The organism is Plantibacter sp. 2H11-2, assembly GCF_050031945.1.
In the GTDB taxonomy this organism is placed as follows: Bacteria; Actinomycetota; Actinomycetes; order Actinomycetales; family Microbacteriaceae; genus Plantibacter; species Plantibacter auratus.
In genome coordinates, this window is sequence record NZ_JBNBBL010000002.1 from 264,507 (window position 1) to 287,478 (window position 22,972).

The 22,972-nt window shown below is 68.8% G+C and carries 30 protein-coding genes; 17 read left to right on the forward strand and 13 right to left on the reverse strand.

Annotated elements, in window-relative coordinates:
* Positions 1-349: 349 nt before the first annotated feature.
* The 3 genes from ACQG07_RS05605 to ACQG07_RS05615 are packed head-to-tail and all read right to left on the reverse strand — an operon-like array spanning position 350 to position 1,900.
* Positions 350-718 (reverse strand): hypothetical protein, encoded by a 369-nt coding sequence (locus ACQG07_RS05605; protein WP_426737704.1) that lies wholly within the window; start codon positions 716-718, stop codon positions 350-352.
* Complete coding sequence (locus tag ACQG07_RS05610; protein ID WP_192005966.1) at positions 711-1,328, reverse strand: Asp23/Gls24 family envelope stress response protein; 618 nt, start codon at positions 1,326-1,328, stop codon at positions 711-713. The genes ACQG07_RS05605 and ACQG07_RS05610 overlap by 8 nt, the downstream gene beginning before the upstream one ends.
* Positions 1,325-1,900: an RNA polymerase sigma factor gene (locus tag ACQG07_RS05615; RefSeq protein ID WP_426737705.1), complete on the reverse strand. Its 576-nt coding sequence runs from the start codon at positions 1,898-1,900 to the stop codon at positions 1,325-1,327. Before ACQG07_RS05615 ends, ACQG07_RS05610 begins: the two co-directional genes overlap by 4 nt.
* Positions 1,901-2,075: 175 nt before the next feature.
* Here ACQG07_RS05615 and ACQG07_RS05620 point away from each other — a divergent pair, with 175 nt between their 5' ends.
* Positions 2,076-3,350, forward strand: a complete 1,275-nt coding sequence (locus ACQG07_RS05620) for an AI-2E family transporter (RefSeq protein WP_079706627.1) — start codon at positions 2,076-2,078, stop codon at positions 3,348-3,350.
* Positions 3,350-4,357 (forward strand): DMT family transporter, encoded by a 1,008-nt coding sequence (locus ACQG07_RS05625; RefSeq protein WP_274500338.1) that lies wholly within the window; start codon positions 3,350-3,352, stop codon positions 4,355-4,357. Before ACQG07_RS05620 ends, ACQG07_RS05625 begins: the two co-directional genes overlap by 1 nt.
* Positions 4,358-4,438: 81 nt before the next feature.
* Here the strand turns inward: ACQG07_RS05625 and ACQG07_RS05630 are convergent, their stop codons facing one another.
* Positions 4,439-5,146: a winged helix-turn-helix domain-containing protein gene (locus ACQG07_RS05630; RefSeq protein WP_079706629.1), complete on the reverse strand. Its 708-nt coding sequence runs from the start codon at positions 5,144-5,146 to the stop codon at positions 4,439-4,441.
* A 502-nt stretch (positions 5,147-5,648) separates the two neighbouring features.
* On the reverse strand, positions 5,649-6,281 hold the full coding sequence (gene upp, locus ACQG07_RS05635) for a uracil phosphoribosyltransferase (RefSeq protein WP_079706630.1): 633 nt from the start codon (positions 6,279-6,281) through the stop codon (positions 5,649-5,651).
* A gap of 51 nt (positions 6,282-6,332) precedes the next feature.
* On the opposite strand from upp, the gene tadA reads away from it, so the two are divergent.
* The 3 genes from tadA (at position 6,333) to proC (ending at position 8,999) form a co-directional block, all read left to right on the forward strand.
* On the forward strand, positions 6,333-6,809 hold the full coding sequence (gene tadA, locus ACQG07_RS05640; protein WP_426737706.1) for a tRNA adenosine(34) deaminase TadA: 477 nt from the start codon (positions 6,333-6,335) through the stop codon (positions 6,807-6,809).
* 111 nt (positions 6,810-6,920) lie between these two features.
* Positions 6,921-8,108: a MarP family serine protease gene (locus tag ACQG07_RS05645; RefSeq protein WP_426737707.1), complete on the forward strand. Its 1,188-nt coding sequence runs from the start codon at positions 6,921-6,923 to the stop codon at positions 8,106-8,108.
* Positions 8,109-8,156: 48 nt separating this feature from the next.
* A complete protein-coding gene (proC, locus tag ACQG07_RS05650) occupies positions 8,157-8,999 on the forward strand; it encodes a pyrroline-5-carboxylate reductase (RefSeq protein ID WP_426737708.1) in 843 nt (280 codons plus the stop codon).
* A 16-nt stretch (positions 9,000-9,015) separates the two neighbouring features.
* Here the strand turns inward: proC and ACQG07_RS05655 are convergent, their stop codons facing one another.
* Both ACQG07_RS05655 and ACQG07_RS05660 read right to left on the reverse strand, forming a co-directional pair.
* Positions 9,016-9,519 carry a GNAT family N-acetyltransferase gene (locus ACQG07_RS05655; protein ID WP_426737709.1) on the reverse strand — a complete coding sequence of 168 codons (504 nt, stop codon included), beginning with the start codon at positions 9,517-9,519 and terminating at the stop codon, positions 9,016-9,018.
* Complete coding sequence (locus ACQG07_RS05660) at positions 9,516-10,118, reverse strand: TetR/AcrR family transcriptional regulator (RefSeq protein ID WP_426737710.1); 603 nt, start codon at positions 10,116-10,118, stop codon at positions 9,516-9,518. The genes ACQG07_RS05655 and ACQG07_RS05660 overlap by 4 nt, the downstream gene beginning before the upstream one ends.
* 63 nt (positions 10,119-10,181) lie before the next feature.
* Here ACQG07_RS05660 and ACQG07_RS05665 point away from each other — a divergent pair, with 63 nt between their 5' ends.
* Positions 10,182-10,640, forward strand: a complete 459-nt coding sequence (locus tag ACQG07_RS05665) for a GNAT family N-acetyltransferase (RefSeq protein ID WP_192005952.1) — start codon at positions 10,182-10,184, stop codon at positions 10,638-10,640.
* 7 nt (positions 10,641-10,647) lie between these two features.
* On the opposite strand, the gene ACQG07_RS05670 is transcribed toward ACQG07_RS05665, so the two are convergent.
* Positions 10,648-11,319, reverse strand: coding sequence for a potassium channel family protein (locus ACQG07_RS05670; protein ID WP_056013885.1), 672 nt, complete (start codon positions 11,317-11,319; stop codon positions 10,648-10,650).
* A complete protein-coding gene (locus ACQG07_RS05675; protein WP_079706637.1) occupies positions 11,312-12,754 on the reverse strand; it encodes a TrkH family potassium uptake protein in 1,443 nt (480 codons plus the stop codon). Before ACQG07_RS05675 ends, ACQG07_RS05670 begins: the two co-directional genes overlap by 8 nt.
* A 72-nt stretch (positions 12,755-12,826) precedes the next feature.
* Between ACQG07_RS05675 and ACQG07_RS05680 the strand changes: the two genes are divergently transcribed.
* From ACQG07_RS05680 to ACQG07_RS05695, 4 genes are all read left to right on the forward strand, one after another.
* Positions 12,827-13,231, forward strand: coding sequence for an ArsR/SmtB family transcription factor (locus ACQG07_RS05680; RefSeq protein ID WP_064294613.1), 405 nt, complete (start codon positions 12,827-12,829; stop codon positions 13,229-13,231).
* Between the two features lie 126 nt (positions 13,232-13,357).
* Positions 13,358-13,552 (forward strand): helix-turn-helix domain-containing protein, encoded by a 195-nt coding sequence (locus ACQG07_RS05685; protein WP_079706638.1) that lies wholly within the window; start codon positions 13,358-13,360, stop codon positions 13,550-13,552.
* 139 nt (positions 13,553-13,691) lie between these two features.
* Entirely contained in the window at positions 13,692-13,790 is a 99-nt protein-coding gene (locus ACQG07_RS05690) for a 30S ribosomal protein bS22 (RefSeq protein ID WP_003792170.1), read from the forward strand.
* 246 nt (positions 13,791-14,036) lie between these two features.
* Positions 14,037-14,345 (forward strand): hypothetical protein, encoded by a 309-nt coding sequence (locus ACQG07_RS05695; protein ID WP_426737711.1) that lies wholly within the window; start codon positions 14,037-14,039, stop codon positions 14,343-14,345.
* 42 nt (positions 14,346-14,387) lie between these two features.
* Here the strand turns inward: ACQG07_RS05695 and ACQG07_RS05700 are convergent, their stop codons facing one another.
* On the reverse strand, positions 14,388-14,687 hold the full coding sequence (locus ACQG07_RS05700) for a helix-turn-helix domain-containing protein (protein WP_064294610.1): 300 nt from the start codon (positions 14,685-14,687) through the stop codon (positions 14,388-14,390).
* 192 nt (positions 14,688-14,879) lie between these two features.
* Between ACQG07_RS05700 and ACQG07_RS05705 the strand changes: the two genes are divergently transcribed.
* Both ACQG07_RS05705 and ACQG07_RS05710 read left to right on the forward strand, forming a co-directional pair.
* The gene (locus ACQG07_RS05705; RefSeq protein ID WP_426737712.1) at positions 14,880-15,140 is read left to right on the forward strand and encodes a glutaredoxin family protein; all 261 of its coding nucleotides are present in this window, start codon (positions 14,880-14,882) and stop codon (positions 15,138-15,140) included.
* A 40-nt stretch (positions 15,141-15,180) separates the two neighbouring features.
* The gene (locus ACQG07_RS05710; RefSeq protein ID WP_079706641.1) at positions 15,181-15,489 is read left to right on the forward strand and encodes a Dabb family protein; all 309 of its coding nucleotides are present in this window, start codon (positions 15,181-15,183) and stop codon (positions 15,487-15,489) included.
* Positions 15,490-15,507: 18 nt separating this feature from the next.
* Here ACQG07_RS05710 and ACQG07_RS05715 read toward each other — a convergent pair whose 3' ends face one another.
* The 3 genes from ACQG07_RS05715 to aspS all read right to left on the reverse strand — a co-directional run bounded on the left by ACQG07_RS05715 (position 15,508) and on the right by aspS (position 18,185).
* On the reverse strand, positions 15,508-16,284 hold the full coding sequence (locus ACQG07_RS05715; protein WP_124767401.1) for a putative protein N(5)-glutamine methyltransferase: 777 nt from the start codon (positions 16,282-16,284) through the stop codon (positions 15,508-15,510).
* Positions 16,285-16,373: 89 nt separating this feature from the next.
* Positions 16,374-16,826, reverse strand: a complete 453-nt coding sequence (locus tag ACQG07_RS05720; protein WP_124767400.1) for a flavodoxin domain-containing protein — start codon at positions 16,824-16,826, stop codon at positions 16,374-16,376.
* Between the two features lie 18 nt (positions 16,827-16,844).
* Positions 16,845-18,185: an aspartate--tRNA(Asn) ligase gene (gene aspS, locus ACQG07_RS05725; protein ID WP_426737713.1), complete on the reverse strand. Its 1,341-nt coding sequence runs from the start codon at positions 18,183-18,185 to the stop codon at positions 16,845-16,847.
* An 85-nt stretch (positions 18,186-18,270) separates the two neighbouring features.
* Here aspS and ACQG07_RS05730 point away from each other — a divergent pair, with 85 nt between their 5' ends.
* From ACQG07_RS05730 to ccsB, 5 genes are read left to right on the forward strand one after another with little or no spacing between them, the layout of a single operon-like run.
* Positions 18,271-18,906 (forward strand): histidine phosphatase family protein, encoded by a 636-nt coding sequence (locus ACQG07_RS05730; RefSeq protein WP_274500348.1) that lies wholly within the window; start codon positions 18,271-18,273, stop codon positions 18,904-18,906.
* Positions 18,906-19,514, forward strand: a complete 609-nt coding sequence (locus ACQG07_RS05735; RefSeq protein ID WP_138945214.1) for a TlpA family protein disulfide reductase — start codon at positions 18,906-18,908, stop codon at positions 19,512-19,514. Before ACQG07_RS05730 ends, ACQG07_RS05735 begins: the two co-directional genes overlap by 1 nt.
* Positions 19,511-20,257 carry a cytochrome c biogenesis CcdA family protein gene (locus ACQG07_RS05740; RefSeq protein WP_079706647.1) on the forward strand — a complete coding sequence of 249 codons (747 nt, stop codon included), beginning with the start codon at positions 19,511-19,513 and terminating at the stop codon, positions 20,255-20,257. The genes ACQG07_RS05735 and ACQG07_RS05740 overlap by 4 nt, the downstream gene beginning before the upstream one ends.
* A complete protein-coding gene (gene resB / locus ACQG07_RS05745; RefSeq protein WP_079003290.1) occupies positions 20,241-21,905 on the forward strand; it encodes a cytochrome c biogenesis protein ResB in 1,665 nt (554 codons plus the stop codon). The genes ACQG07_RS05740 and resB overlap by 17 nt, the downstream gene beginning before the upstream one ends.
* On the forward strand, positions 21,902-22,957 hold the full coding sequence (gene ccsB / locus ACQG07_RS05750) for a c-type cytochrome biogenesis protein CcsB (protein ID WP_079706648.1): 1,056 nt from the start codon (positions 21,902-21,904) through the stop codon (positions 22,955-22,957). Before resB ends, ccsB begins: the two co-directional genes overlap by 4 nt.
* Positions 22,958-22,972: the final 15 nt, after the last annotated feature.

Sequence of the window (22,972 nt, forward strand, 5' to 3'; positions counted from 1 at the left end):
ACCTGAATCTATCCTGCACGGCCGTCGAGCGGTGCGTCGAGGTGGGGTGGTTGCGCTCCGTATCGTCTCCGGACATGACGAGAGCCGGTCGCAGAGGCTACGACCGGCTCTCTTTCCCTTGCACCAAGAGTGTCCTGCAATCACATTCCGTCAGCTGCCACAGCAAAACAACTAACGTTCCAAAACCATATAACGGATCGGTAACGAGCGGTAGTTATCAGAACGTTATTTTTACTGGGAGTTGTCCGAGTGCGCTACCGGAGCGGAGCGCGAGCGCATGACGACCGCCTGAAAGCCGGACGGAAGCCGATCCGCGCTCCTGTCGCGGCGCGGAACTCCTGCCGTCGTGTCAGTCCTGGGAGCCGCTCGGGACGACGTCGATCACGCGGACGGTGATGGACGGTGCACCCTCGTCGGTGGACGAGGGGAGCCGCTCCGCGATGGCGCGATGGACCGCCTGCGCGACGGCAGGGGATGCCGCCTCCGCGGCGACGGAGATGTTGGTCTGCACGGTCAGGACGCCTCGGACACGCTTGACGCTCACCCGTGCCGGCTGGTCGGGCGAGCCGAGCAGGGCACCGACGCCCTCCTTCGCGGCCCGGAGCAGGGTGGGCTCGACGGCGGTCAACCCGTCGACGCCCGGTACCGCCAGGACCAAACCGTCGAGCGAGCTCGCGAGCGATCCGAGGTCGTCGTCCGTCTCCGTCAGGTCATGCATCGTCCCCCACCTCTCCGATCTCGTCGGCCTCGAAGTGCAGGTCGTCGACGACGATGTCGAGACCTGCCACGACGAGGTCCGTGTGTTGCCGGAGGCTGGCGGCGACCTCCTCGCGGAACAACGCAACCGTGTCGGCGACCGACTTCCCCCAACCGATGCTCACCGTGACGTGGAGCATGATCGGTTCACCGACCACGGTGACGTCGCCCTCGAGCACGCAGCGCCCCACGAGCACGCCCGGGGTGCGGTCGCCGGCACCGCGGACCAGCCCTCGGACCGTGCCCTCCGTGATGACGAGCGCAGCGGCGTCGTCGGACGCGGCGAACGGGATGTCGCGTCCGGCCTTCGCCTCACGGCCGATGTTCTCCATGATCCCTCGGATCCAGTCCTGGTCGAGTGCGGTGACCGCCGCCTCGTCCGCCTCCCGCAATGGCGTGGCGAGCGAGCGGACCCGCCGCAGGGACCGGAGGATCCGCTGGCATTCGGGCGAGTCGTCGATCGACGGGTCGGCCGGCAGCATGTCACGTTCGAGGTAGTCCGTGAGGGCGTCGATGCCGTGCGCGCAACCGCCTGGCCCGCCCGGTCCGGAGCCCGGAATCTCGGTGTTCATCGCCACCCCTCCATGTCCTTGACCAGTGTCGCCCGAGCCCGTGCGAGACTCCCTCGGACGCTGGCGACGCTCTGCCCCAGCTGTTCGGCGATCTCCTCGTACGAGTATCCGCCGATCTCGCGGAGCACCCAAGCCTGGTGCTGTCCGTGCGGCAGTCTGTCGAGCGCTGCTGACAATGCTCCCAGCTGCGACGACGCTTCGGCTCGCCGTTCGGGACCGTCGCGCTCCGGGGCCTCGATGATGGCGTCGTCGGTCGACTCGGTGTCCTTGCGCTGCCGCATGAGGTCGATCGCCCGGCGGCTGACGATGCGCATCAGCCAGCTCTTCACCATCGCGCCGTCATCGAGCGTGTCGATCCGCTTCCAGGCCGAGATGAGCGCCTCCTGGACGACGTCGTCGCCGTCCGCGGAGGATCGCGTGAGTCGCACGGCGTACGCCTTCATCATCCTGCCGTAGCGCGTGATGAGCACCTGGAACGCGCGGGTGTCGCCGTCGACGCACCGTTCGACGAGCGTCCGGTCGGTCGCCTGCTCGAGGAGGCCGCCCGACGTGCGCACTGGATCGACACCCACCGCCTGCCGCCTCTCTGTGCCGGCCGAGACAACTTCCGGCGGTTTCGTCACACCCGACCGTGACATCTGCGAGCCGGGCTCCGTCTCACTACTGTAGGCACAGAGCGGCGATCCATGTGAACGCCCCAGCACCACGATCGCACCACGATCGCATCACCACCGAGGAGACCGCACGATGAAGACCCCCAAACTCCGGTTGCCCGGGTTCTCCTCCACCCCGGAGGAGCGCGAGGCCAGGCGCGCCAAGCACCAGGAGGCCAAGCAGGAGCGCGCGGCGAAGGCCGCAGCCTCCTCGCCACCGTCGGCAGCCGTGGTCGCGGCCCTCCAGCCCTCGGCTCCGAGCGTGCGCATCAACGCGTTCCGCATCGGCCTCGTCGGGGGTATCGGCGTGCTCGTCGCGCTCGTGATCGGCAGCATCGTCACCCAGCTCAGTACCACCCTGATCTACGTCGGCGTCGCACTGTTCATCGCGCTCGGCCTGGACCCGCTCGTCTCCTGGCTCGAGCAGAAGCTGCCGCGCGGCCTCGCCATCGCCGTCGTCTTCCTCGCCGTGATCGGCGCGTTCGTCGGCATCATCTTCGCCATCGTGCCGCTGCTCGTGACGCAGATCTCGAACTTCGTGAGCGATTACCCCCGGATCTCGCAGCAGTTCCTGAACAGCGACTTCGTCGCGTGGGTCCAGAACACGATCGGGAACACCCTCGACATCGACTCGGCGCTCAACGACGCGTTCTCCTTCCTCAAGGACCCCAACAACCTGTTGAACATCGGTGGCGGCATCGTCGCGGTCGGTGCGGGCGTCGCATCGGGCATCACCGGCTCGATCATCGTCCTCATCCTGACCCTGTACTTCCTCGCGTCGCTGCGCTCGATGAAGGCCGTCACGTACCGCTTCCTCCCCGCCTACCGCCGCGAGGGCTTCGCGCAGGTGCTCGAGGAGATCACGCAGGCCGTCGGACGATACGTCGTCGGGCAGGTCGGGCTCGCGCTCGTCAACGGTGTGCTGAGCTTCATCTTCCTCAGCATCATCGGAGCGCCCTTCCCGCCGCTGCTCGCCCTGCTGGCGTTCATCGGCTCGATGATCCCGCTCGTCGGAACGCTGAGCGCCTCGATCGTGAACAGCGCGCTCTGCCTCTTCGTCTCGCCGGTCACGGCGCTCATCGCGATCATCTACTACCTGATCTACATGCAGATCGAGGCGTACGTCCTGAGCCCGCGAATCATGAACAAGGCGGTCGCGGTCCCCGGTGCCCTCGTCGTCATCGCGGCCTTCGGTGGCGGCGCCCTCGGCGGCATCCTCGGTGCCCTCGTCGCGATCCCGGTCGCCGCGTCGATCATCATCATCGTCCAGAAGGTCGTCTTCCCGAGCCAGGACTCCAAGGTGGTACCGGAGAACAAACTCGGTGACGCCGAGACGGCGGCCGTCGGCACGAGCGCGGCGGCGAAGTGATGGCGGCGACGTCGTTCCCGGTCCTCGCGGCCGGCGCCCTGCTGCTGTCGGGTACGGCCGGCATCGTCGCGCAGTCCGCTCGGGCCGCGGTCGATCTCGACATCCCGACGATCAGCGTCACGCCGTACCAGGCGATCGGCATCCCGATCGCGCTCGTCGGCGCCTTCTTCCTGGCGGTGGGGACCCAGCTCCAGTCCCGGGGCGTCGGGAAGGTCGAGGCGGCCTCGTCGGCGTTCGGGCTGAAGCAGCTCCCGCAGCTGCTCGGTCGCCCGTCCTGGCTCATCGGCACTCTGCTGCTCGGCCTGGCCATCGTCTTCCAGCTCGTCGCGCTGGCCTTCGCACCGCTCATCGTCGTGCAGCCGCTCGGGGCGATCGCCCTCGTGATCACGGCACTGTTGAACGCCAGGGTCACCCGGGTCAAGATCACCAAGGAGCAGACCCGCGCGATGGTGCTGTGCGTCGCCGGCATCGGCCTCTTCGTAATCGTCGCCGCGCTCTACGCGGTGGAGGAGCCGATCCGTCAGCCGCAGCTCATCATCATCCTCATCATGCTCGCGGTCGTGACTCTGGCGCTCGCCGGCGCGTACGCGCTGTGGCGCCGGAAGCTGCACACGGTGTTCTACGTGGTCGCGGCAGGCGTGCTGTACGGGTTCGTCGTGACCCTCGCGAAGGTCGTCATCAACCGGGTCATCACGCAGAACTTCGAGGGTCTCACCGTCGTCGGCATCATCGCATTGCTCGTCGCCGCCGGGGTGGGTGGGTTCTTCGTCCAGAAGGCCCACCAGAGCGGACAGCCCGACCTGGTGGTCGCGGGCCTCACCGTCGTCGACCCACTCGTCGCCGTCGGCATCGGCATCGTCGTGCTCGGTGAGGCGGCCAGTGCGCCCTGGTTCGCGCTCGTGCTCTTCGTCGTCGCCGGTGCGATCGCCGTCTTCGGCGTGTGGAAGCTCGCGATGCGCCCGGTCCCGGCACCGGGCGAGAAGCCGAAGAAGCCGCGCGTCATCTGACGCAGGACGTCCGACGGGCCCGGCGAGTGGAACACCCACTCACCGGGCCCGTCGTCTCGTCGGTGGGGCCACCGAACCGGCTCAGAACAGGTCGGGCGACGGGGTGCTGGCGTAGCGGATGGAGACGTCCGCGTGGCGGTCGAAGCGGTAGCCGACACCGCGCACGGTGCGGACGATGTCCTCGTAGCGGCCGAGCTTGGCGCGCAGGCGACGCACGTGGACGTCGATGGTCCGCTCGTTCGGGACCTCTTCGTCGTCGCCGGCGCGCCACAGCGATGAGATGAGCTCCGCGCGCTCGATCGTGCGTCCTTCGCGGAGGACGAGGTACTGGAGGAGCTCGAACTCCTTGTACGTGAGCGGCGCAGCCTCGTTGTCGAGGACGAGGCGCTTCCGGGAGATGTCGACGACGACACCGGCGTGCGCGCGGTCCTGCTCCTCCTCGTCGACCTCGTCGCGGTGGGCCGCGAGTGCCGAGGGGTCCTGGAGGGCGAGCCGGACGACGTCGAGGTCGCGTCCGCCGGCACCGCGAGGGGCGAGGGCGACGGCCGCGTGCGTCTCGGCCTCCGGAGCGAACTGGGCCGTCAGGGCCTTGATGGCCTCGACGATCTCACCGAGGCTCGTGCCGGCCGCGGCCGCCTTCGCCTCGTCGAGACCGACGTAGAGGACGAAGCCTCGGGCTTCAGGGCCGGCTGGAACGGCGCGGACGTGCGGGGTCGCGGCCCGAGGCGCATCCTCGACGGCGGTGAGCTGGCGGGTGGGGCGGGTGGTCTGAACGGCTGCAAGAGACATGAGTGCGAGGTCCTCGGGAGTGATGATGCTACGACGGATCGTGCGCGGTGCGCTCGGGGTGATCCCGCCTGCCGGTGGGCAGTTGCGGTCCCGCGATCCGGGAAGTGGCGCGTCGGCCGGGTACGGACGGGGTACGTCCGGGAGTCGGCTCACCTGGTGGGGGAGCGGCGGACTCGGAGGTGCTGGGAGCAGTGGAGCGGATCCGTGTGGATCGCTACCGGTGCTGGAGGAGTCGGGTCAGCGACACATTCGACAGCACATGACAGCGCGGCCGGGCATCATCATGCCGGCGTTCCCAGGGGCCTCGAAGGAGGTCGGGGTGGGCGCGTTGGTCGTCATAGTCCGCAATACAACAGGAATCCCCCGGATCCTGTCAAGTGCGAGCGGAAGATGACGTTCTGTTACTCGGGAATTGTCAGCTGGCGGCACAACTGAGATGAGGCGGATCGTCGTCCATCGCGGGGATGGACGACGATCCGCCTCATGTCGGCGGGAGCCGGGGTCAGACGACGCCGTAGAGGCGGTCGCCGGCGTCGCCGAGCCCGGGGACGATGTACCCGTTCTCGTCGAGCTTCTCGTCGAGGGCGCCCAGGACGATGGTGACGTCCTTGCCGGCCGTCTCGGCCTCGAGGCGTTCGAGACCCTCGGGGGCGGCGAGCAGGCAGATGGCGGTGACGTGCATCGCGCCACGCTTGAAGAGGAAGTCGATGGCCGCCGCGAGCGAGCCACCGGTCGCGAGCATCGGGTCGAGCACGAAGCACTGGCGGTCGGACAGGTCGTCGGGGAGACGCTCCGCGTACGTGGTGGGTTCGAGGGTCTCCTCGTTGCGCACCATGCCGAGGAAGCCGACCTCGGCGGTGGGGAGCAGCTTCACCATGCCCTCGAGCATGCCGAGGCCGGCCCGCAGGATCGGGACCACGAGCGGACGCGGCTCGCTGATCTTGACGCCGACCGTCTCGGTGACGGGCGTCTGGATCGTGATCTCCTCGACCGTGACGCCGCGCGTCGCCTCGTAGGCGAGCAGCGTGACGAGCTCCTCGGTGAGGGCACGGAACACCGGTGACGGTGTCGTCTTGTCGCGGAGCACCGTGAGCTTGTGGGTGATGAGGGGGTGGTCGGCTACGTGCACTCGCATACGATCAATCTAGTCGCTCGCGCGGCGACCAGGATTTCGGGGAGATGACGGATGCACGCACCGGCCGAGTTCGCCGTGTGGATGGAGATAGCCATCGCCGAGGCCGAGGCGGCACTGGCCAGTGACGACGTCCCGGTGGGCGCGGTGCTCGTCGCCCCGGACGGCACGGTGGTCTCCGTCGGACGCAACGAGCGCGAGCTGCACTCCGATCCGACCGCCCACGCCGAGGTGGTCGCCATCCGCGCCGCAGCGGCCGCGCTGGCCGACTGGCACCTCACGGAGCTGACGCTCGTCGTCACGCTCGAACCCTGCGTCATGTGCGCCGGCGCGATCCTCGCCGCCCGGATCCCGCGGCTCGTCTTCGGGGCCTGGGACGAGAAGGCCGGTGCGGTCGGTTCCGTCTACGACGTCCTGCGTGACCGGCGCCTGCAGCACCGTGTCGAGGTCTATGCGGGGGTAGAGGCCGAGCGCTGCTCGGCGCTCCTCACCGACTTCTTCCGGGGCGCGGGCGGCGTCGGAGCCCCCTGAGGGCGAACACGGCCCCGGAGGTCGCCGCGCCTCGACAGGATCGATGACCGGATGCGGCTGCTCCCAGCACTTCCGGAGCCCGTTGTCGGCGGGTGATGGCAGGATCGCAGGATGCAACCCGGCGTGATCCTCGACATCATCCTCGTCGTCGTCCTGATCGGCTTCCTGATCCGCGGGTGGCGTGCGGGGCTCCTCGGGAGCCTCGGCGGGCTCGTCGGGCTGGCGGCCGGTGGGGTCGGCGCCTTCTTCGCGATCCCGCTCGTCGCCTCGTGGGTGCCGGACGCGGCGTGGCGTGGCTGGGCGGCGGTCGCGGCGGCGGTGGTCGTCCTCGCCATCGGCTACACGATCGGTGCGTTCATCGGTGGGGCCATCGGCTCCGTCGTCCGCAAGACCCCCCTGCGCGGTCTGGAACGCCTGCTCGGTGCCGCCCTCAACCTCGTCGTCACCGCGCTCGTCCTCGTGACCGCGGCACTCGGTGTCGGATCCCTCGGCATCCCGCTGCTCGCCCAGGCGGTCGGGTCGTCCGCGGTGATCGGCACGATCGACCGCGTCACGCCCGTGCAGGTGAAGAGCACGCTCGCGCAGCTCCGCTCCACGGTGGTCGACGGTGGGGCCCAACGCGTCATCGAGGCCTTCGGTGGAACCGCGGACGTGCCCGCCGCCCCGCAGCTCGACACCTCGACGCCGGCGCTGCAGACGGCCTCCGCGTCCGTGGTGCGCATCAGCGGCACCGCCGAGTCCTGCTCGCGGAGCCTCACCGGAAGCGGCTTCGTCTTCGCCGACGACCTGGTCATGACGAACGCGCACGTCCTCGCCGGCGTGACGAACCCGGTCGTCGAGGTCCCGGGGGCCATGCCCAGGGAAGGACGGATCGTCTACTTCGACCCGGTCGACGACCTCGCCGTCATCCGCGTCGACGACCTCGGCACCCGATCGCTGCCGCTCGCACCGAATCCGGCGCCCGGTTCGAACGCCGTCGTCGCCGGGTATCCGTTCGGTGGCCCGTACACGGCCGGTGGCGCGCAGGTCATCGTGATGGGGCCGAGCCTCGTCGCCGACATCAGCGGGAACAACCCGACGAGCCGTCAGGTCGTGACGCTGTCCGGGACGGTGCAGCCGGGCAACTCCGGTGGCCCGCTCCTCACCGAGTCCGGTGAGGTTGCGGGCGTGATCTTCGCCCGCGACGCGAACTCCGCGCCGGTCGGGTACGCGCTCGCGATGGACGAGGTCCTGCCCGTCGTCGCGCTCGCCGGGTCACTGCAGTCCGCGGTCCCGTCGGGCGCCTGCCTCGCCGACTGACCCGGCCGGGCACGTGCCGCCGAGCATGCAGGTGCTTAGACTCGCAGGGTGAGTGAAACGATCAGCCTGCCCAGCATCGCCATCCTCGGCGCCGGTTCGATGGGAGGGGCCGTCCTCCGCGGTCTCGTCCAGCCGGGTGTCGAGGTCGACGGTGGCATCACGGTGACGAACCGGACCATCGCCAAGGCGGAGGCTCTCGCCGAGCTGCCAGGCGTCACCTCGATCGCTCTCGAGCAGGACACCGACGGCAACCGTCGGGCGGCAGCCGCGGCGAAGATCGTCCTGATCGGCGTGAAGCCCTACCTGGTCGCCGACCTCCTCGCCGAGATCGCCGACGCGTTGCAGCCGGGCACGATCGTCGTGAGCCTTGCAGCCGGTATCCGTGGTGCGGCGTTCGAGTCCGCCCTGCCGGAGTCGGTGTCGGTCCTCCGCTCCATGCCGAACACCCCGTCCTACGTCGGGCTGGGTGTCACCGGGCTCGCGCCGGGTACTCGGTCGAGCGAGGACGACCTCGCCGTCGTCACCGCGCTCTTCGAGACCGTCGGCCAGGTGGTCGTCATCCCCGAATCGAAGATCGACGCCCTCAGCGCCATCTCCGGTTCCGGTCCGGCGTACGTCTACTACCTCATCGAGGAACTGACCCGTACGGCGATCGGCCTCGGATTCACCCCCGAGCAGGCGTCCGTGATGGTCGACGGAACCTTCCGCGGCGCGACGGAACTCCTCGCGACGACGGGGGAGAGCGCCGAGCAGCTGCGGATCAACGTCACGAGCCCGAAGGGGACGACGGAGCAGGCGCTCGCCGTGCTCGCCGAGGCGGGCTTCAGCGAGACGTTCGACCGCGCCGCGGCAGCCGCCGTCGCACGCGCCGAGGAGCTCTCGGCGTCCTGACCCGAGTGGTGCCCGATCAGTCGAAGGACCGCACGAAGCAGTCGAGGCCGGGTCTGTCGTCCCAGGAAGCGACCGCCACGAAGCCGGACCGCCGGTAGAGCGCGATCGCGGCGGAGCGCCAGTGCCACACGGAGAGACGCACGGCGTCATCGCCCCGCAGCCGCGAGACGGTCGTGGCGGCCTCGAGCAGGGTTGCGGCCACTCCCCGGCGACGAGCGTCGGGGGCGACCCAGAGTCGCTTGAGCTCCGGCGACGGGCCGTCCGTCAGGACGACGCAGCCGAGCACCCGGTCGTCCTCGACGGCCAGGAGGATCTCGTCGGAGGCGAAGGCGGTGCTCGGGTCGGCGATCTCGACCCGGTAGCGGTCGGGGAGGGTGATCGTCGGAGCGGGATCCTCCGGACGCGGTTCTCGGTCGAGGAGTTTCTCGTGCTCGGTCCGGCGGTGGTACTCCTCGAGGAGCTCGGCGAATCGCTCGCGACGATGAGCCGGAGCATCCGCCCACCGTTCCACGACGATCACGCGTGGCTCGTCTCGTCGTCGAGCCCGAGGACGAGCAGCAGTCGGTCCAGCGCGGCGAGCTGGGCCGCGGCATCGTAGTGGTCGTCGTCGGCCGTGCTCAGGGTGCTGACGCCCTCGATGAATCCGACGACGACGGTGGCCGTCGCGGCGACCTCGGCCTCGGTGAGCTCGGGGCGGATCTCGGCCACGAGGCGGCGGGTGCGCGCGACGAACACGCCATGACCCGCACGGTGCCGTTCGGCCAGCACCTCGTCGTCGAGCGCCGCCGCGAGGTAGCCGAGCCAGACCCGGGCCTCCTGGCGCGTCTCGTCGGTGAGGGACAGGGCCTGCCGGAGGACGGCGCGCAGAGCGTCACGCGGGGTCTCGGCTGCGGCTTCGAGCGCCTCGGTCCGCGCCGCCGTCCGTTCGTGGAGCAGGTCGCGAGCGTGCAGCAGGAGCGCGCGCTTGTCGGGGAAGCGATGGAGGACGAGGCCCGTCGTGCACCCGGCCCGCTCCGCGACCGCGCGGAGGGTCAACCCGTGCGGGCCGTGCTCGCCCAGGACCTCCCAGACCGCGTGCGAGATCCGCGCCTGGGCCGCTGGGTCCTTGGTTCTTGCCATGTCGTGGTCACCTCGGAACCGATGTTACCGTAATGCTTGTTACGGAATGACTGGAGGACACGCATGACGATCAGGATCAGCCGGGTGGCCTGGGACGACGAGGCGGGAACCGCGCTGCGGGCCGCCCAACGCCGCGAACTCGATGCGCGGTACGGAAGCGACGATCACGAACCCGGGACACCGCCGACCGCAGCCGACATCACGCTCTTCCTGCTCGCCAGCGACGTCGACGACACCCCGCTCGGCTGCGGCGGCCTGCGGATGCTCGGCGCGGACCGGGCTGAGATCAAACGCATGTTCGTCGTACAGCAGGCCCGGGGGACCGGCGTCGCCACCGCGCTCCTGCGGGCACTGGAGGACGAAGCGCGGTCGCTCGGTCTCGCAGAGCTCCTCCTCGAGACCGGCACGGAGCAGCCGGACGCGATGCGCTTCTACGAGCGCGAGGGGTACCAACCGATCGAGGCGTTCGGCCCGTACGTCGACGAGCCGCAGTCGCGCTGCTACGCGCGTAGCCTCACCTGAGGAGGCTTCAGCCCTCGAGTGAGGCGAAGCGTTCGATGTCGGCCGACGTGCCGGAGACGATGATGAGGTCGTGGTTCGACACGACGGTGTCGGCGGTCGCGTACGTGAAGGGCTTCCCCGGTGACTTCACCCCGACGACCGTGATCCGGTACTTCGTCCGGACGCCCGACTCCGTCAGGTTCAGCCCGCGGATGGGCTTCGGCGGGTACATCTTGACGAGCGCGAAGTCGTCGTCGAACTGGATGAAGTCGAGCATGCGGCCCGACACGAGGTGGGCGACGCGTTCGCCGGCCTCGCGCTCGGGGTAGATGACGTGGCTCGCCCCCACCCGGGCGAGGATCTTGCCATGCGACTGCGAGACGGCCTTGGCCCAGATCTGCGGGATCTTGAGGTCGACGAGGTTGGCGGTGATGAGCACGCTCGCCTCGATCGAGGAGCCGACCGCGACGACCGCGACCGAGAAGTCCTGCGCGCCGATCTGCCGGAGTGCCTCGATGTTCTTCGCGTCGGCCTGCACGGTGTGCGTGACCCGGTCGGACCACTTCTGCACGAGGTCGGAGTTGTCGTCGATCGCGAGCACCTCGCGGTCGAGCCGGTCGAGTTCGCCGGCGCAGGCCGCACCGAACCGACCGAGTCCGATGACGAGGACCGGGGCGTCGTGCTTGATGCGGTCAACCAACGATGGGCCTCTCTTCGGGTCGTTTGAACAGCTGGCCGCTCTGACTCGCGGCCACGGCTGCAGCGAGTGTCACTGTACCAACGCGGCCCAGGAACATGGTGACGGCGAGGACGTACACCCCGGCGTCGGGCAGGTCCGCGACGAGGCCGGTGCTCAGCCCGACCGTCGCGAAGGCGGAGATGACGTCGAACAGCACGTGGTCGAGCGGGGCCTTCGTCATCTGCAGGATGACGATCGTCGACAGGGCGACGATCGTCGCACCCCAGAGGACGACGCTCACCGCGACGCGGAGCACGTCCTGCGGGATCCGGCGGCGGAAGACCTCCACGCCCTCGCGTCCGCGGGCCTCGGCGAACGCCGCCAGGAACAGGACGGCGAGCGTCGTGACCTTGATCCCGCCGGCGGTCGAGGCGGAACCACCGCCGATGAACATGAGCATGTCGGCGACGAGCAGGGTCGAGCCGTTGAGGTCGCCGATGTCCACGGTGGAGAAGCCGCCCGACCGCGTCATGGCCGACAGGAAGAACCCCTGGAAGATCGTGTCCCAGAGGTTCCACTTGTTCCAGGTCTCGGGGTTGTTGAACTCGAGCAGGATGAAGGCGAGCGCCCCGGCGAAGAACAGGATGATCGTCGTGACGAGCGTGAGCTTGACGTGCAGCGACCAGCGGCTCGGCCGACGGAAGTTGCGGCTCAGTGCGTAGATGACCGGGAAGCCGATGCTGCCGAGGAAGACCCCGAGCATGAGGATGCTGAGGAACCAGTAGTCGTTCTCGAAGGCCGCGAGCCCCTCGGCGTTCGGCGTGAAGCCGGTGTTGGTGAAGGCCATGGCCGCGTAGTAGACGCTGTTCCAGGCGGCGTCCCAGGGGTTGATGCCGTCGAGAAGCATGCGCGGGAAGAGCAGGACGGCCAGGGCCGCCTCGATCACGAGGGCGCTGACGGCGACGGTGACGAGCAGGTTGCCGATCTCCCCGAGGCGGACCGCCTGACCCTCGGCGACGGGGCCGTGGTGCGACCGCAGGGGGTTCGTGTCGCTCGCCGCCATGAGCTTCTGGCGGAGCCCGAGTCGTCGGGCGATCACGAACCCGAGGATCGAGGCCAGGGTCAGGACGCCGAGCGCGCCGATCTGGACGCCGATGAACACGAGCACGTGGCCGAAGAGCGACCAGTGCGTGGCCATGTCGACGGTCGAGAGCCCGGTGACGCAGATGACGGAGACGGCGGTGAAGAGGGCGTCGGCGATCGGGGTCACCTGGCGGTCGGCGCTCGCGATGGGGAGCGAGAACAGCATCGTGAAGACGAAGATCAGGAAGCTGAACACGAGGATGGCGAACCGCGAGGTCGACTTCGCGGCGAAGTCGCTGACGGCCTCCCTGACCCTCGCGAGTCCGTGACGGACGGTGATCGAGGGACGACGCCCCATGGCATTGCCGCTCATCTGACCCCTCAACACCTCAGGACTGCGCCGGAGGCAATGGTACTCCGTGCGCTCCATCACTATCGTTGGAGCATGGCCGACATTTTCGACGTGATCGCTGACACCACCAGGCGGGACATCCTCGCGCTGCTGCTCGAACGGCACGGTGGCACCGGGACGAGCGTCTCCGAGATCGTCGCGCAGCTCGGCCTCAGCCAGCCGACGGTGTCCAAGCACCTCAAGGTTCTGCGCGAAGCAGAGCTCGTGGAGGTGCGCGAGGAGGGCCAGCACCGCTACTACAGCCTGGACTCGGCGCCGCTCGAGGACGTGGAGGACTGGCTCATCCCGTTCCTCAGCGTCGACTACCAGGACGACGGTGTCGATTTCGCGGCGCTGTCACTCCCGGACCAGGCCAAGGCGGTCGCCGGATCGGTCGGCAAGGTCGCTGCGGACGTGACCCACGCGGTGCAGTCGGTCACGAAGAAGCTCCGCCCGTAGCCCGGCCCCCATACCGTTCACACAGGGGATGTACAGGGCGGGCGTCGGCCCTCTAGAGTTGCCATGCGGCGTTCCGGTCCTCGGGGCGCCGTTCAAGCGGGTTTCCAGAGGCGCAGGAGGGGTTCGATGACGCAGGACACTGCTGACGTCCGCTTCCTCACTGTGGCCGAAGTCGCCGAGATGATGCGGGTGTCCAAGATGACCGTGTATCGCCTGGTGCATTCGGGGGAGCTCCCGGCAATCCGGTTCGGGAAGTCGTTCCGAGTGCCGGAGACCGCCGTCGACGCCGTCCGGCAGCGCCCGGTCGCCGACGTCGGCTGAGGCGTTTCCCGCTCCTAGCAGCCTGCAGGCGTACGGCGTGTGAACGACGCGCGCTGCAATCGGCTAGACTGGCAACAAGACTTGTTCTCTTCGGTCGCGATCCCTGCGGCCAAGCCCCCCAATTCTGTGAGGTAAATCCGTGGGTTCTGTTATCAAGAAGCGCCGCAAGCGTATGGCGAAGAAGAAGCACCGCAAGCTGCTTCGCAAGACCCGTCACCAGCGCCGCAACAAGAAGTAGCCGGCTGCTCCGTTCGGAGCGCCTGACGACTCTTCGTCCACCGGAAGCGCCTGCCCATTGGGGTACGGCGCTTTCTGGCGTTGTCCAGGTGATCGTCTCGTTGGTCGGTCAGAGCGTGTGGTCTCCGCGGGTCGAGCGGCGTCGAAGTTCCTCCACAGGCGAGGCCGGACGGGACTGATCCACAGCGCGTCGCGGCACGCGGTCCGTCGCCCCGAGATCGTCGGCGGTCCTTCGTAGGTTCTTCGCATGACCCGCGATCTCCGGCCTACCGTCCACCGCAACCGACGCGAGCTCGCGTACCGGGTGCCGTTCGTCGTCGAACGAGACGACGCACCTCGCTATCGACTCCGGAACGTCGGTGACGAAGCCGTCCACTGGGTCGTGCTGCGCCTGACCGGGCCCGGACTCCTCGCTCCACTGGAACCGTGTCGCCTGACGCCGGGGAGCGCCCTGGAGTTCGAGGTGCTGGGCACCGAGCTGGCCCGCGCGACCAGTGTGCAGGTGTCCTGGTTCCGTCCCGGTGGTCACCAGTACCTCTGGCGGGTCACCTTCTGATGGACGCCGGCGGGTGGAGGGGAGTGGTCTCCGACGCGCGGTTCAGCGTTCCTGGTCGCGGCGAGCGGCCAGCAGATCGCGTGCCGTCAGCTTGTGCGCCCGCCCCGGGTACATGTCGGCGTTGAGGCCCGTGATGAACGGGGCCGGGTCGAGGTCGAGCGCGGTACTCAGCCGGACGAGCGTCTCCACGCTCGGGTGCACCTGCCCTCGCTCGATCTTGCCGATGTTCGTCCAGTGCATCCCGGCCAGCACGCCCAGGTCCTCGAGGGTCAGCTGTCGCTCGTTGCGCGCGGCACGCAGCCGCTCGCCGAGGATCGTCGCGGCTTCCGAATGTGTAGGCATCACACAATGACAACGGACCTCGACCGGCGCATGCCAGAGTGTCTGAGCCCGGCGAATTCGACACGCATGGTTCTCAACCTTGGGTTCATCGGCATCATCATTCCGGCATCGTGTCAGATGTCTCGGTGAAACACCACACGTGTCGGTTCCTTGGACGTGCTCCGACCTCGGGCACCCCGTACAGTTGAGGAGGTGTCCAATCTGCACGTCACGCTCATCGGCAAGCCCGGCTGTCACCTCTGCGACGACGCACGTGCCGTGATCGACGAGGTGGTCGCAGGCCTCCCGTCCGGCGGCCCGACGATCGAACGCGAGGAGCTCTCGATCCTCGACGATCCCGCGCTCCACGACCGCCACTGGGAGGAGATCCCCGTCGTCCTCATCGACGGTAGGGTCCACAACTACTGGCGCATCGACCCCGACCGCCTGCGGTCCGCGTTGCTCGCCGACTGATCCGCACGTCCATCCATCCACATCGACCCTTGGGGGCCCAGTGACCATCCGCCACATCGTCAGTTGGAAGCTGGCAGCAACGGACGACGCCGAGCGCGACGCGGCGTTCGCCACCATGCAGTCCGAACTCGAGGCACTCGCCGGGTTCATGCCGGACGACATCGAGCACCTCCAGGTCGGACGCAACATCGCCTACCCCGAGAGCAACTGGGACGTCGTGCTGGTCGGCGACTACCCGAGCCTCGAAGCCCTGGAGCGGTACCAGGTCCACCCGGAGCACGTCCGCGTGGTGCAGATCGTCCGTCAGCTCGTGGTCGAGCGCTCCGCGGTCGACTTCCAGCTCGACTGAGCCCGGCACCCGCAGGGCTCAGGCCATGACGCCGACGGCGACGGTGCCGTCGAGTTCGTCCTCGCGGACGATCGACGCCGTGAGGCCCGCCGCCCGCATGAGCGCGGCGGTCTCGGGGGCCTGACGTTCGCTCGTCTCGATCAGGAGGGAACCGGTCGGCGCGAGCCAGTCCGGGGCCTGCGCGATGATCCGACGCTGCACGTCGAGCCCGTCGGCACCGCCGTCGAGCGCGATCACGGCCTCGTGCTCCCGAGCCTCCGGGGGCATCGTCGCCATCGACGCCGTCGGGACGTAGGGTGCGTTCGCGAGCAGGAGGTCGACGCGCCCCGCGAGCGACCGGGGCAGCCCGTCGAACAGGTCTCCGGGCAGGGCATGCCCACCGAGTGGCTCGAGGTTGCGCCGTGCGCACTCCACCGCGGCGAGGTCGATGTCCGACGCCCAGACGTCGATCGGGCCGGGTGCCTCGGTGAGGAGGGCACTCCCGACAGCCGCGGCACCACAGCAGAGCTCGACGACCACCGAACCGTTCCGGAGGCGCGGGAGGGCGGCGTCGACCAGGAGCTCGGTCCGTCGCCGCGGCACGAAGACCCCGTCCTCGACGACGACCCGGCGTCCTCGGAACGCGACCCAGCCGAGGACGTGTTCGAGCGGCCGGCCGGCGACCCGTGCCGCGACCATCCGTTCGAGTCGATCCGGATCATCCGACTCGGCGAGGAGCAGCGCCGCCTCGTCCTCGGCGAAGACGCACCCCGCCGCACGAAGGCGCAGGACCACGGATCCGGCGGTCGCGTTCATCTGGCTCACCCCTCGCTCACGTGCGAGGACGCCGCACGGCCGGTGCGAGTCAGGCTACCGTCGCGTCCTGGCACGCACCAGAGCGGAGGTCAGAGCTGTTCTGCTGCGGCGAGCACGCCGGGCAGCCAGGCGAGCGCGACGTCCTTCTTGCGCTCGAACCCGCCGTCGTCGTGCAGACCGAACTCGCCGAAGCGGGTCGCGCCGTGCTCGGTGAGGATGGCGTCGAGCAGCGAGCTGCCCTGGTTGTACGTGTCCTCGTAGCTGCTGTCGCCCAGCCCGAAGATGGCGTACCGGAGCCCGTCGAGCTCGACGTCGGACTCCTCGAGCGCCTCGTAGAAGATCTGGCCGGTCTCACCGAGGAGGCCGTCGCCGTACGTCGACGTGATGAAGATGTGGATCTCGTCGGTCGACAGCTCCGCCGGGTCGACGTCGCCGAGATCGGCGACGCGCCACTGGTGCTGCGAGCCGATGGCCTTGCCGATGTCGCCGGCGAGGCGTTCGGCGTTGCCGGATTCGGTCCCGTACAGGATGACGATCTGCATGGCGTCCTTCTTGCGGGGTTACGGGGCGAGGCGGGTCGGGCCGCGGAACAGGTAGGTGACCTCGCGGATGGAGGTCTCGTGCAGCATGAGCATGAGCACGCGGGCGAGGCCCATCCCGAAGCCGCCGTGCGCCGGGACGCCGTAGCGGAAGAAGTCGAGGTAGAACTCGAGTTCCTCGGGCTCCAGGCCCTTCTCCTTGGCCTGCTCGACGAGGACGTCGACGCGGTGCTCGCGCTGCGCGCCCGTGGAGATCTCGACGCCGTTGTAGATGAGGTCGTAGCTGTTGGTGAGCGAGCCGTCCTCGGCGTTGCGCATGTGGTAGAACGGCCGGATGCTCGACGCGTAGTCGGTCAGGAAGACGAAGTCGTGACCGAAGGTCTCCTTGACGTAGGCCGCGATCTGACGCTCGCCCTCGGGGTCCATGTCGTCGTCGGCGCGGGGGATCTCGTAGCCGCGCTCGGCGACGATGCGCTTGGCCTCGGCCAGCGGGATGCGCGGGAACGGACGCGACGGGACCTCGAGCTCGATGCCGAAGAGCTCGGAGATCTGCTCGCCGTGCTTGTCCTTGACCGCCGCGAAGCCGGCGACGAGGAGCTCCTCGTGCAGCTGCATGACGTCCTCGTGGGACTCGATCCAGCTGATCTCGGCGTCGACGCTCGTGAACTCGGTCGCGTGTCGGCTGGTGAACGACGGGTCGGCGCGGAATGCGGGTCCGACCTCGAACACCTTGCCGAAGCCGGCGGACTGCGCCATCTGCTTGAAGAACTGCGGGGACTGCGCGAGGTACGCCTTGCCCTCGAAGTAGTCGACCTCGAAGAGCTCGGCGCGCGACTCGCTCGCGCTCGCCATGAGCTTCGGGGTGTGGATCTCGATGAAGTCGTTGTCGATCCAGTACTGGCGCAGTGCGTGCTCGAACGTCGTCTGGATGCGGAAGATCAGGGCCTGCTTCGGCTGGCGCAGGTCGAGGAAACGCCAGTCGAGCCGCTTGTCGAGCGAGGAGTCCGCAGCGATCGGCGTCTCGGGGTTGGCGGCGGTGACGACCTCGAGCGTGGCGACCTTGACCTCGATGCCGCCGAGCTTGACGCGCTCGTCGTGCTTGAGCTCGCCGGTGACGGTGATGAAGGAGCCGTGCGCGAGGGCGGAGATCGCCTCGGTGGTGGCGAGGCGCTCGGCGGAGCCCTCGACCTCCGGGTCGACCTCGCGGACAGCCGGGTTCACCAGCTGGACGGCGCCGCTCTCGTCGCGGAGGACGACGAACTGCACCTTCTTCTGGTCGCGGACGGTCTCGACCCATCCGGAGACGGTGACGGGACCGTCGGACAGGGCGGCCAGGTTCTTCACAACGACGCGTTCACTCACCCCGACAGCTTAGCCGTCGCTCGTGGCTCGGACCTGGACGGAGGTCACGGTGAATCCGCAGCTTGGGGAAACGTACACTTGAAGGGTGGTAGCCGACCAGATCCATCTCGTGCGTCACGGCGAGGTGCACAATCCTTCTCGTGTGCTCTACGGTCGACTCCCCGCATTCCGACTGTCGGAGCTCGGCGAGCGCATGGCGCAGGCCGCCGCAGACGACCTCGTGAGCCGTGATCGCACAGTGGGCGCGCTCTACGCGTCCCCGCTGCAGCGCACCCAGGAGTCCGCAGCGCCGGTCGCCGCCGCGTTCGGGCTCGCCGTTGTCTCCGAGCCGCGCGTGATCGAACCGTTCAACGAGTTCGAGGGCAAGCGCATGAGCCGCGCCTTGAAGAACCCGCTCAACTGGTCCAAGCTCCGCAACCCGTCCCGTCCGAGCTGGGGCGAGCCGTACGCGTCGATCGTCAACCGCATGACCGCGGCCGTCGAGGACGCCTGGCGGGCGACGCCGTCGGGCGACGTCGTCATCGTCAGTCACCAGCTGCCGATCTGGATGCTGCACAGCTCCGTCGTCGGGGCGCCGTATCGTCACGACCCGCGGAAGCGGCGGTGCGCCCTGTCGAGCATCACCACCTTCGAGCGGACCGAGCAGGGCTTCCTCGAGGTCGGCTACGTCGATCCGGCGGCCCGTCTGTCGTCCGGCGCGACCGATGTCGGGGCCGTCTGATGGCCCGCCGATCGAGGACGTCCGCCGTCGCCGCCGTGCTGGCCGTCGGGGCACTCCTGCTCACGGCGTGCGGGAGCGACCCGCTCGCCGAGCAGTACCGCGAGGGCAGCAGCAAGGGGTACGTCGCGGGCGACGGCAGCGTGACCGAGGTCGCGCTCGACGACCGCGGTGAGTCGATCAGCTTCTCAGGCGTCGGCGAGGACGGCGAGCAGATCTCCTCCGCCGACCACGCGGGCCAGGTCCTCGTCGTGAACTTCTGGTACGCCGCCTGCGCCCCCTGCCGCGCGGAGGCGAAGGACCTGCAGGCGCTCAACGAGGCCTACACCGACAAGGGCGCCACCTTCATCGGCGTCAACGTCCGCGACACGGCCGACACCGCGAAGGCGTTCAACGGCACCTTCGGCATCACCTACCCCTCCATCCTCGACGTCGACAGCGGGGAGGCGAAGCTCGCCTTCACGGGCAGTGTCCCGCCGAACGCGGTGCCGACCACCATCGTCCTCGACGCCGAAGGTCGGGTCGCCGCACGCATCCTCGGGCAGCTGCAGGACCGCACCATCCTCGACACCCTTATCCGCGACACGATCGCCGAGAGCGCCCCAGAGTGAGCCCCGGCGAGCTCGTCTACGGCGGCCAGCTCCTCGTGGCGATCCCGATCGCCATCGCGGCCGGTCTGCTGTCCTTCCTCTCGCCGTGCGTCCTGCCACTCGTCCCCGGCTACCTCGGATACGTCGGCGGCATGACGACGGTCGAGGAGGGGCGCTCCGGTGCGGGTCGCCGGCGCGTGCTGCTCGGCGTCAGCCTCTTCATCCTCGGCTTCACCGTCGTGTTCGTGGCGATCGCGGCGTTCGTCGGAACGATCGGCGCCTGGTTCGTCGAGTGGGAGGGCGTCATCACCCGCGTCCTCGGCGCCGTCGTCATCCTCATGGGGCTCATCTTCATCGGACAGTTCTCGCGGCTGCAGCGCACGGTGCGTACCAGCTGGGCGCCCGCCACCGGCCTCGCCGGCGCGCCACTGCTCGGCTTCGTCTTCGCCATCGGCTGGACGCCCTGCCTCGGCCCGACCCTCACCGCGATCAGCGCGCTCTCCCTCTCGGGCGGCTCCGCCTGGCGCGGGGCCCTCCTCGGGCTGTTCTACTGCCTCGGTCTCGGCATCCCCTTCCTGCTCGTCGCGCTCGGACTCGGTTGGGTCACGGGGTCGTTGGCGTTCCTCAAACGGCACATCCGCACGATCAACATCATCGGCGGCGTGCTCCTCATCGTGATCGGTGTGTTGATGGTGTCTGGTCTCTGGTCCGCTTGGATGTACTCGTTGCAGGGGGTGATGAGCGGCCTTGTCACGCCCCTCTGATCACATCGATTCCGCCGCACCGGCTCCGGCCGACGGCATCAACCAGCCGAAGCTCGGCTTCGTCGGTTGGCTCCGCTTCTTCTGGCGTCAGCTCACGAGCATGCGCACGGCGCTCTTCCTGCTGCTGCTCCTCGCCATCGCCGCGGTGCCCGGTTCGCTCGTCCCGCAACGGTCGAGCGACCCGAACGGCGTCACCCAGTACTTCACCGACAACCCGGACCTCGCGCCCATCCTCGACAAGGTGCAGGCGTTCGACGTCTACAGCTCGGCCTGGTTCTCCGCGATCTACCTGCTGCTGTTCATCTCGCTCATCGGCTGCGTGATCCCGCGGACGAAGCACCACTGGCTCGCCCTGCGCTCCCGCCCGCCGCGGACGCCCGCGCGCCTGTCGCGGCTCTCCGCGTTCGAGCGTCGCAGCGACGACAGCGGCGCGACCGCCACCGAGCTCATCGACGACGCGACGAAGCAGTTGAAGCGCCAGGGCTACCGCGTCGAACGCTACGACGCCGAGGGGTCCGCATCGGTGTCCGCCGAGCGCGGCTTCCTCCGCGAGACCGGTAATCTCGTCTTCCACTCGGCACTCGTCGGCATCCTCGTGACGGTCGGTTTCGGCGGCGGTTTCGGCTTCTCCGGTCAGCGCGTGCTCGTCGAGGGTCAGACCTTCGTCAACACCCTGCTCGACTACGACTCATTCAACCCCGGCCGCTTCTTCAACGAGTCGGAGCTGGCCCCCTACAAGTTGACGCTCGACGAGTTCGGCGTCACCTACGAGACCGAGAACCTCGACGCGTACGGGCAGGCGATCGACTACCGCGCGAAGGTCACGACGACCTCGCCCGGCGGGAAGCCGCAGGACGCGACGATCAAGGTCAACGATCCGCTCCGGTTCGAGGGCACCGACGTCTACCTGCTCGGCAACGGTTACGCGCCGACGATCACCGTCCGCGATCCCGAGGGCAAGGTCGTGTTCAGCGACTCCATCCCGTTCCTGCCGCAGGACGCCCAGCTCACCTCGCTCGGCATCGTCAAGGTCCCGGACGGCCTGGCGGAGCAGCTCGGCATGATCGGGTTCTTCTACCCGACGCAGGCCGCGTCCAAGCCGCCGTTCTTCTCGTCCTACCCCGACCTCGCCTACCCGGTGCTGACGCTCAACGTCTACTCCGGCGACCTCGGGATCAACGCCGGTGCTCCGAAGTCGGTCTACGCGCTCGACGTCGACGACATGAAGCAGCTCACGGGCGGCGACACCGGCGTCGAGTCGATCGAACTCACGCCTGGCCAGATCACGGACCTGCCGAACGGCCTCGGCACGGTGTCCTTCGACAACGTCGCCGCCAACCCGTCGACCGAGAACTACGCCGGCTCCGTCAAGCGATTCGCCTCGTTCGACGTCCACCACGACCCGACCCAGCTGTGGGTGCTCGCGTTCGCCATCCTCGCCCTGTCCGGCCTCATCACCTCACTCTTCGTCGCCAGACGCCGCGTCTGGGTGAAGGCCGTGACCGGGAGCGACGGCACCGTCTCCCTCGAATACGCCGGGCTCGCCCGCGGTGAGGACCCCGGCCTCGAAGCGGCCGTCGCGGCGATCGCCGAAGCGCACAGTCCAACGCCTGTCCCGTCCGAACCCGAAGGTAGAATCACCCCGTGACCCTCGTCGAAATCTCGAACCTCTGCCTCTGGTCGGCCGTCGCCGTCTACGCGCTGGCGTTCATCGCCTTCACGTTCGACCTCGCGCGCCGCAGCGCCGAGGTCACCGCGGCGATCGACGCGGCCGAGCGGGCCGAGCTGGAACGGTCGGCAGCCGCCGAGGAACGCGTCGGTGCACTCGCCTCCGCCGCGGCGCGGACCGCCGCACCGATCGTCACGAGCGACGGTGTCCCGCGCAAGACCCGCCGCCCCTCGGACGAGCCCGAGCAGCAGGCGTCGCGCAAGTCGCCGAGCCTCCGGGTCGGAGTCTCGCTCACCGTCATCGCCTTCCTCCTCCACCTCGTCGCGGACGTGACGCGCGGTATCGCCGCCGGTCGTGTCCCGTGGGCGAACATGTACGAGTTCGCGATGACGGGCACGCTGCTCATCGTCGCGGTGTTCCTCGTGGTCATCGCGCGCGTGGACCTCCGGTTCCTCGGCAGCTTCGTGATCGGCCTCGTGACCGTGCTCCTCGGCCTCGCGACCGCGAACTTCTACGTCGAGGTCGTCCCGCTGCCGCCGGCGCTGCAGTCGGCGTGGCTCGTCATCCACGTGTTCGTCGCGAGCCTCGGCACGGCGTTCTTCGCCATCGGCTTCGCGTTGAGCGTCGTGCAGCTCCTGCAGGGGCGTCGCGAGCGACGGCTCGGGCTCGTGCAGCCCACCCAGAGCTCCGGGCGTCTCCGCTTCCTGCTCACCCTCCCGAACGCGGAGCGCCTCGAGAACCTCGCCTACCGCGTCAACATCATCGGCTTCATCTTCTGGACGTTCACGCTCATGGCCGGTGCCATCTGGGCTGAGCGCGCCTGGGGTCGGTACTGGGGCTGGGACACCAAAGAGGTGTGGACCTTCATCATCTGGGTGATCTTCGCCGGGTACATCCATGCCAGGGCGACGCGCGGCTGGCGCGGATCACGCGCGGCCACGCTCGCCATCATCGGCTTCAGTGCCGTGATGTTCAACTTCGTCGTGGTCAACGTGTTCTTCAAGGGTCTGCACGCCTACAGCGGCCTGTAAGCCCCTGCGCCGGTC

What these genes read in the sequence shown, in the direction of transcription:
- ACQG07_RS05685 (WP_079706638.1), top strand. Translation starts at nt 13,358, where the DNA reads ATGACGCAGGACACTGCTGACGTCCGCTTCCTCACTGTGGCCGAAGTC.
- ACQG07_RS05665 (WP_192005952.1), top strand. Translation starts at nt 10,182, where the DNA reads ATGACGATCAGGATCAGCCGGGTGGCCTGGGACGACGAGGCGGGAACC.
- ACQG07_RS05700 (WP_064294610.1), bottom strand. Translation starts at nt 14,687, where the DNA reads ATGCCTACACATTCGGAAGCCGCGACGATCCTCGGCGAGCGGCTGCGT.
- ACQG07_RS05695 (WP_426737711.1), top strand. Translation starts at nt 14,037, where the DNA reads ATGACCCGCGATCTCCGGCCTACCGTCCACCGCAACCGACGCGAGCTC.
- ACQG07_RS05645 (WP_426737707.1), top strand. Translation starts at nt 6,921, where the DNA reads ATGCAACCCGGCGTGATCCTCGACATCATCCTCGTCGTCGTCCTGATC.
- ACQG07_RS05675 (WP_079706637.1), bottom strand. Translation starts at nt 12,754, where the DNA reads ATGAGCGGCAATGCCATGGGGCGTCGTCCCTCGATCACCGTCCGTCAC.
- ACQG07_RS05630 (WP_079706629.1), bottom strand. Translation starts at nt 5,146, where the DNA reads ATGTCTCTTGCAGCCGTTCAGACCACCCGCCCCACCCGCCAGCTCACC.
- ACQG07_RS05735 (WP_138945214.1), top strand. Translation starts at nt 18,906, where the DNA reads ATGGCCCGCCGATCGAGGACGTCCGCCGTCGCCGCCGTGCTGGCCGTC.
- ACQG07_RS05605 (WP_426737704.1), bottom strand. Translation starts at nt 718, where the DNA reads ATGCATGACCTGACGGAGACGGACGACGACCTCGGATCGCTCGCGAGC.
- upp (WP_079706630.1), bottom strand. Translation starts at nt 6,281, where the DNA reads ATGCGAGTGCACGTAGCCGACCACCCCCTCATCACCCACAAGCTCACG.
- ACQG07_RS05660 (WP_426737710.1), bottom strand. Translation starts at nt 10,118, where the DNA reads ATGGCAAGAACCAAGGACCCAGCGGCCCAGGCGCGGATCTCGCACGCG.
- ACQG07_RS05715 (WP_124767401.1), bottom strand. Translation starts at nt 16,284, where the DNA reads ATGAACGCGACCGCCGGATCCGTGGTCCTGCGCCTTCGTGCGGCGGGG.
- tadA (WP_426737706.1), top strand. Translation starts at nt 6,333, where the DNA reads ATGCACGCACCGGCCGAGTTCGCCGTGTGGATGGAGATAGCCATCGCC.
- ACQG07_RS05625 (WP_274500338.1), top strand. Translation starts at nt 3,350, where the DNA reads ATGGCGGCGACGTCGTTCCCGGTCCTCGCGGCCGGCGCCCTGCTGCTG.
- ACQG07_RS05620 (WP_079706627.1), top strand. Translation starts at nt 2,076, where the DNA reads ATGAAGACCCCCAAACTCCGGTTGCCCGGGTTCTCCTCCACCCCGGAG.
- ACQG07_RS05720 (WP_124767400.1), bottom strand. Translation starts at nt 16,826, where the DNA reads ATGCAGATCGTCATCCTGTACGGGACCGAATCCGGCAACGCCGAACGC.
- ACQG07_RS05610 (WP_192005966.1), bottom strand. Translation starts at nt 1,328, where the DNA reads ATGAACACCGAGATTCCGGGCTCCGGACCGGGCGGGCCAGGCGGTTGC.
- ACQG07_RS05680 (WP_064294613.1), top strand. Translation starts at nt 12,827, where the DNA reads ATGGCCGACATTTTCGACGTGATCGCTGACACCACCAGGCGGGACATC.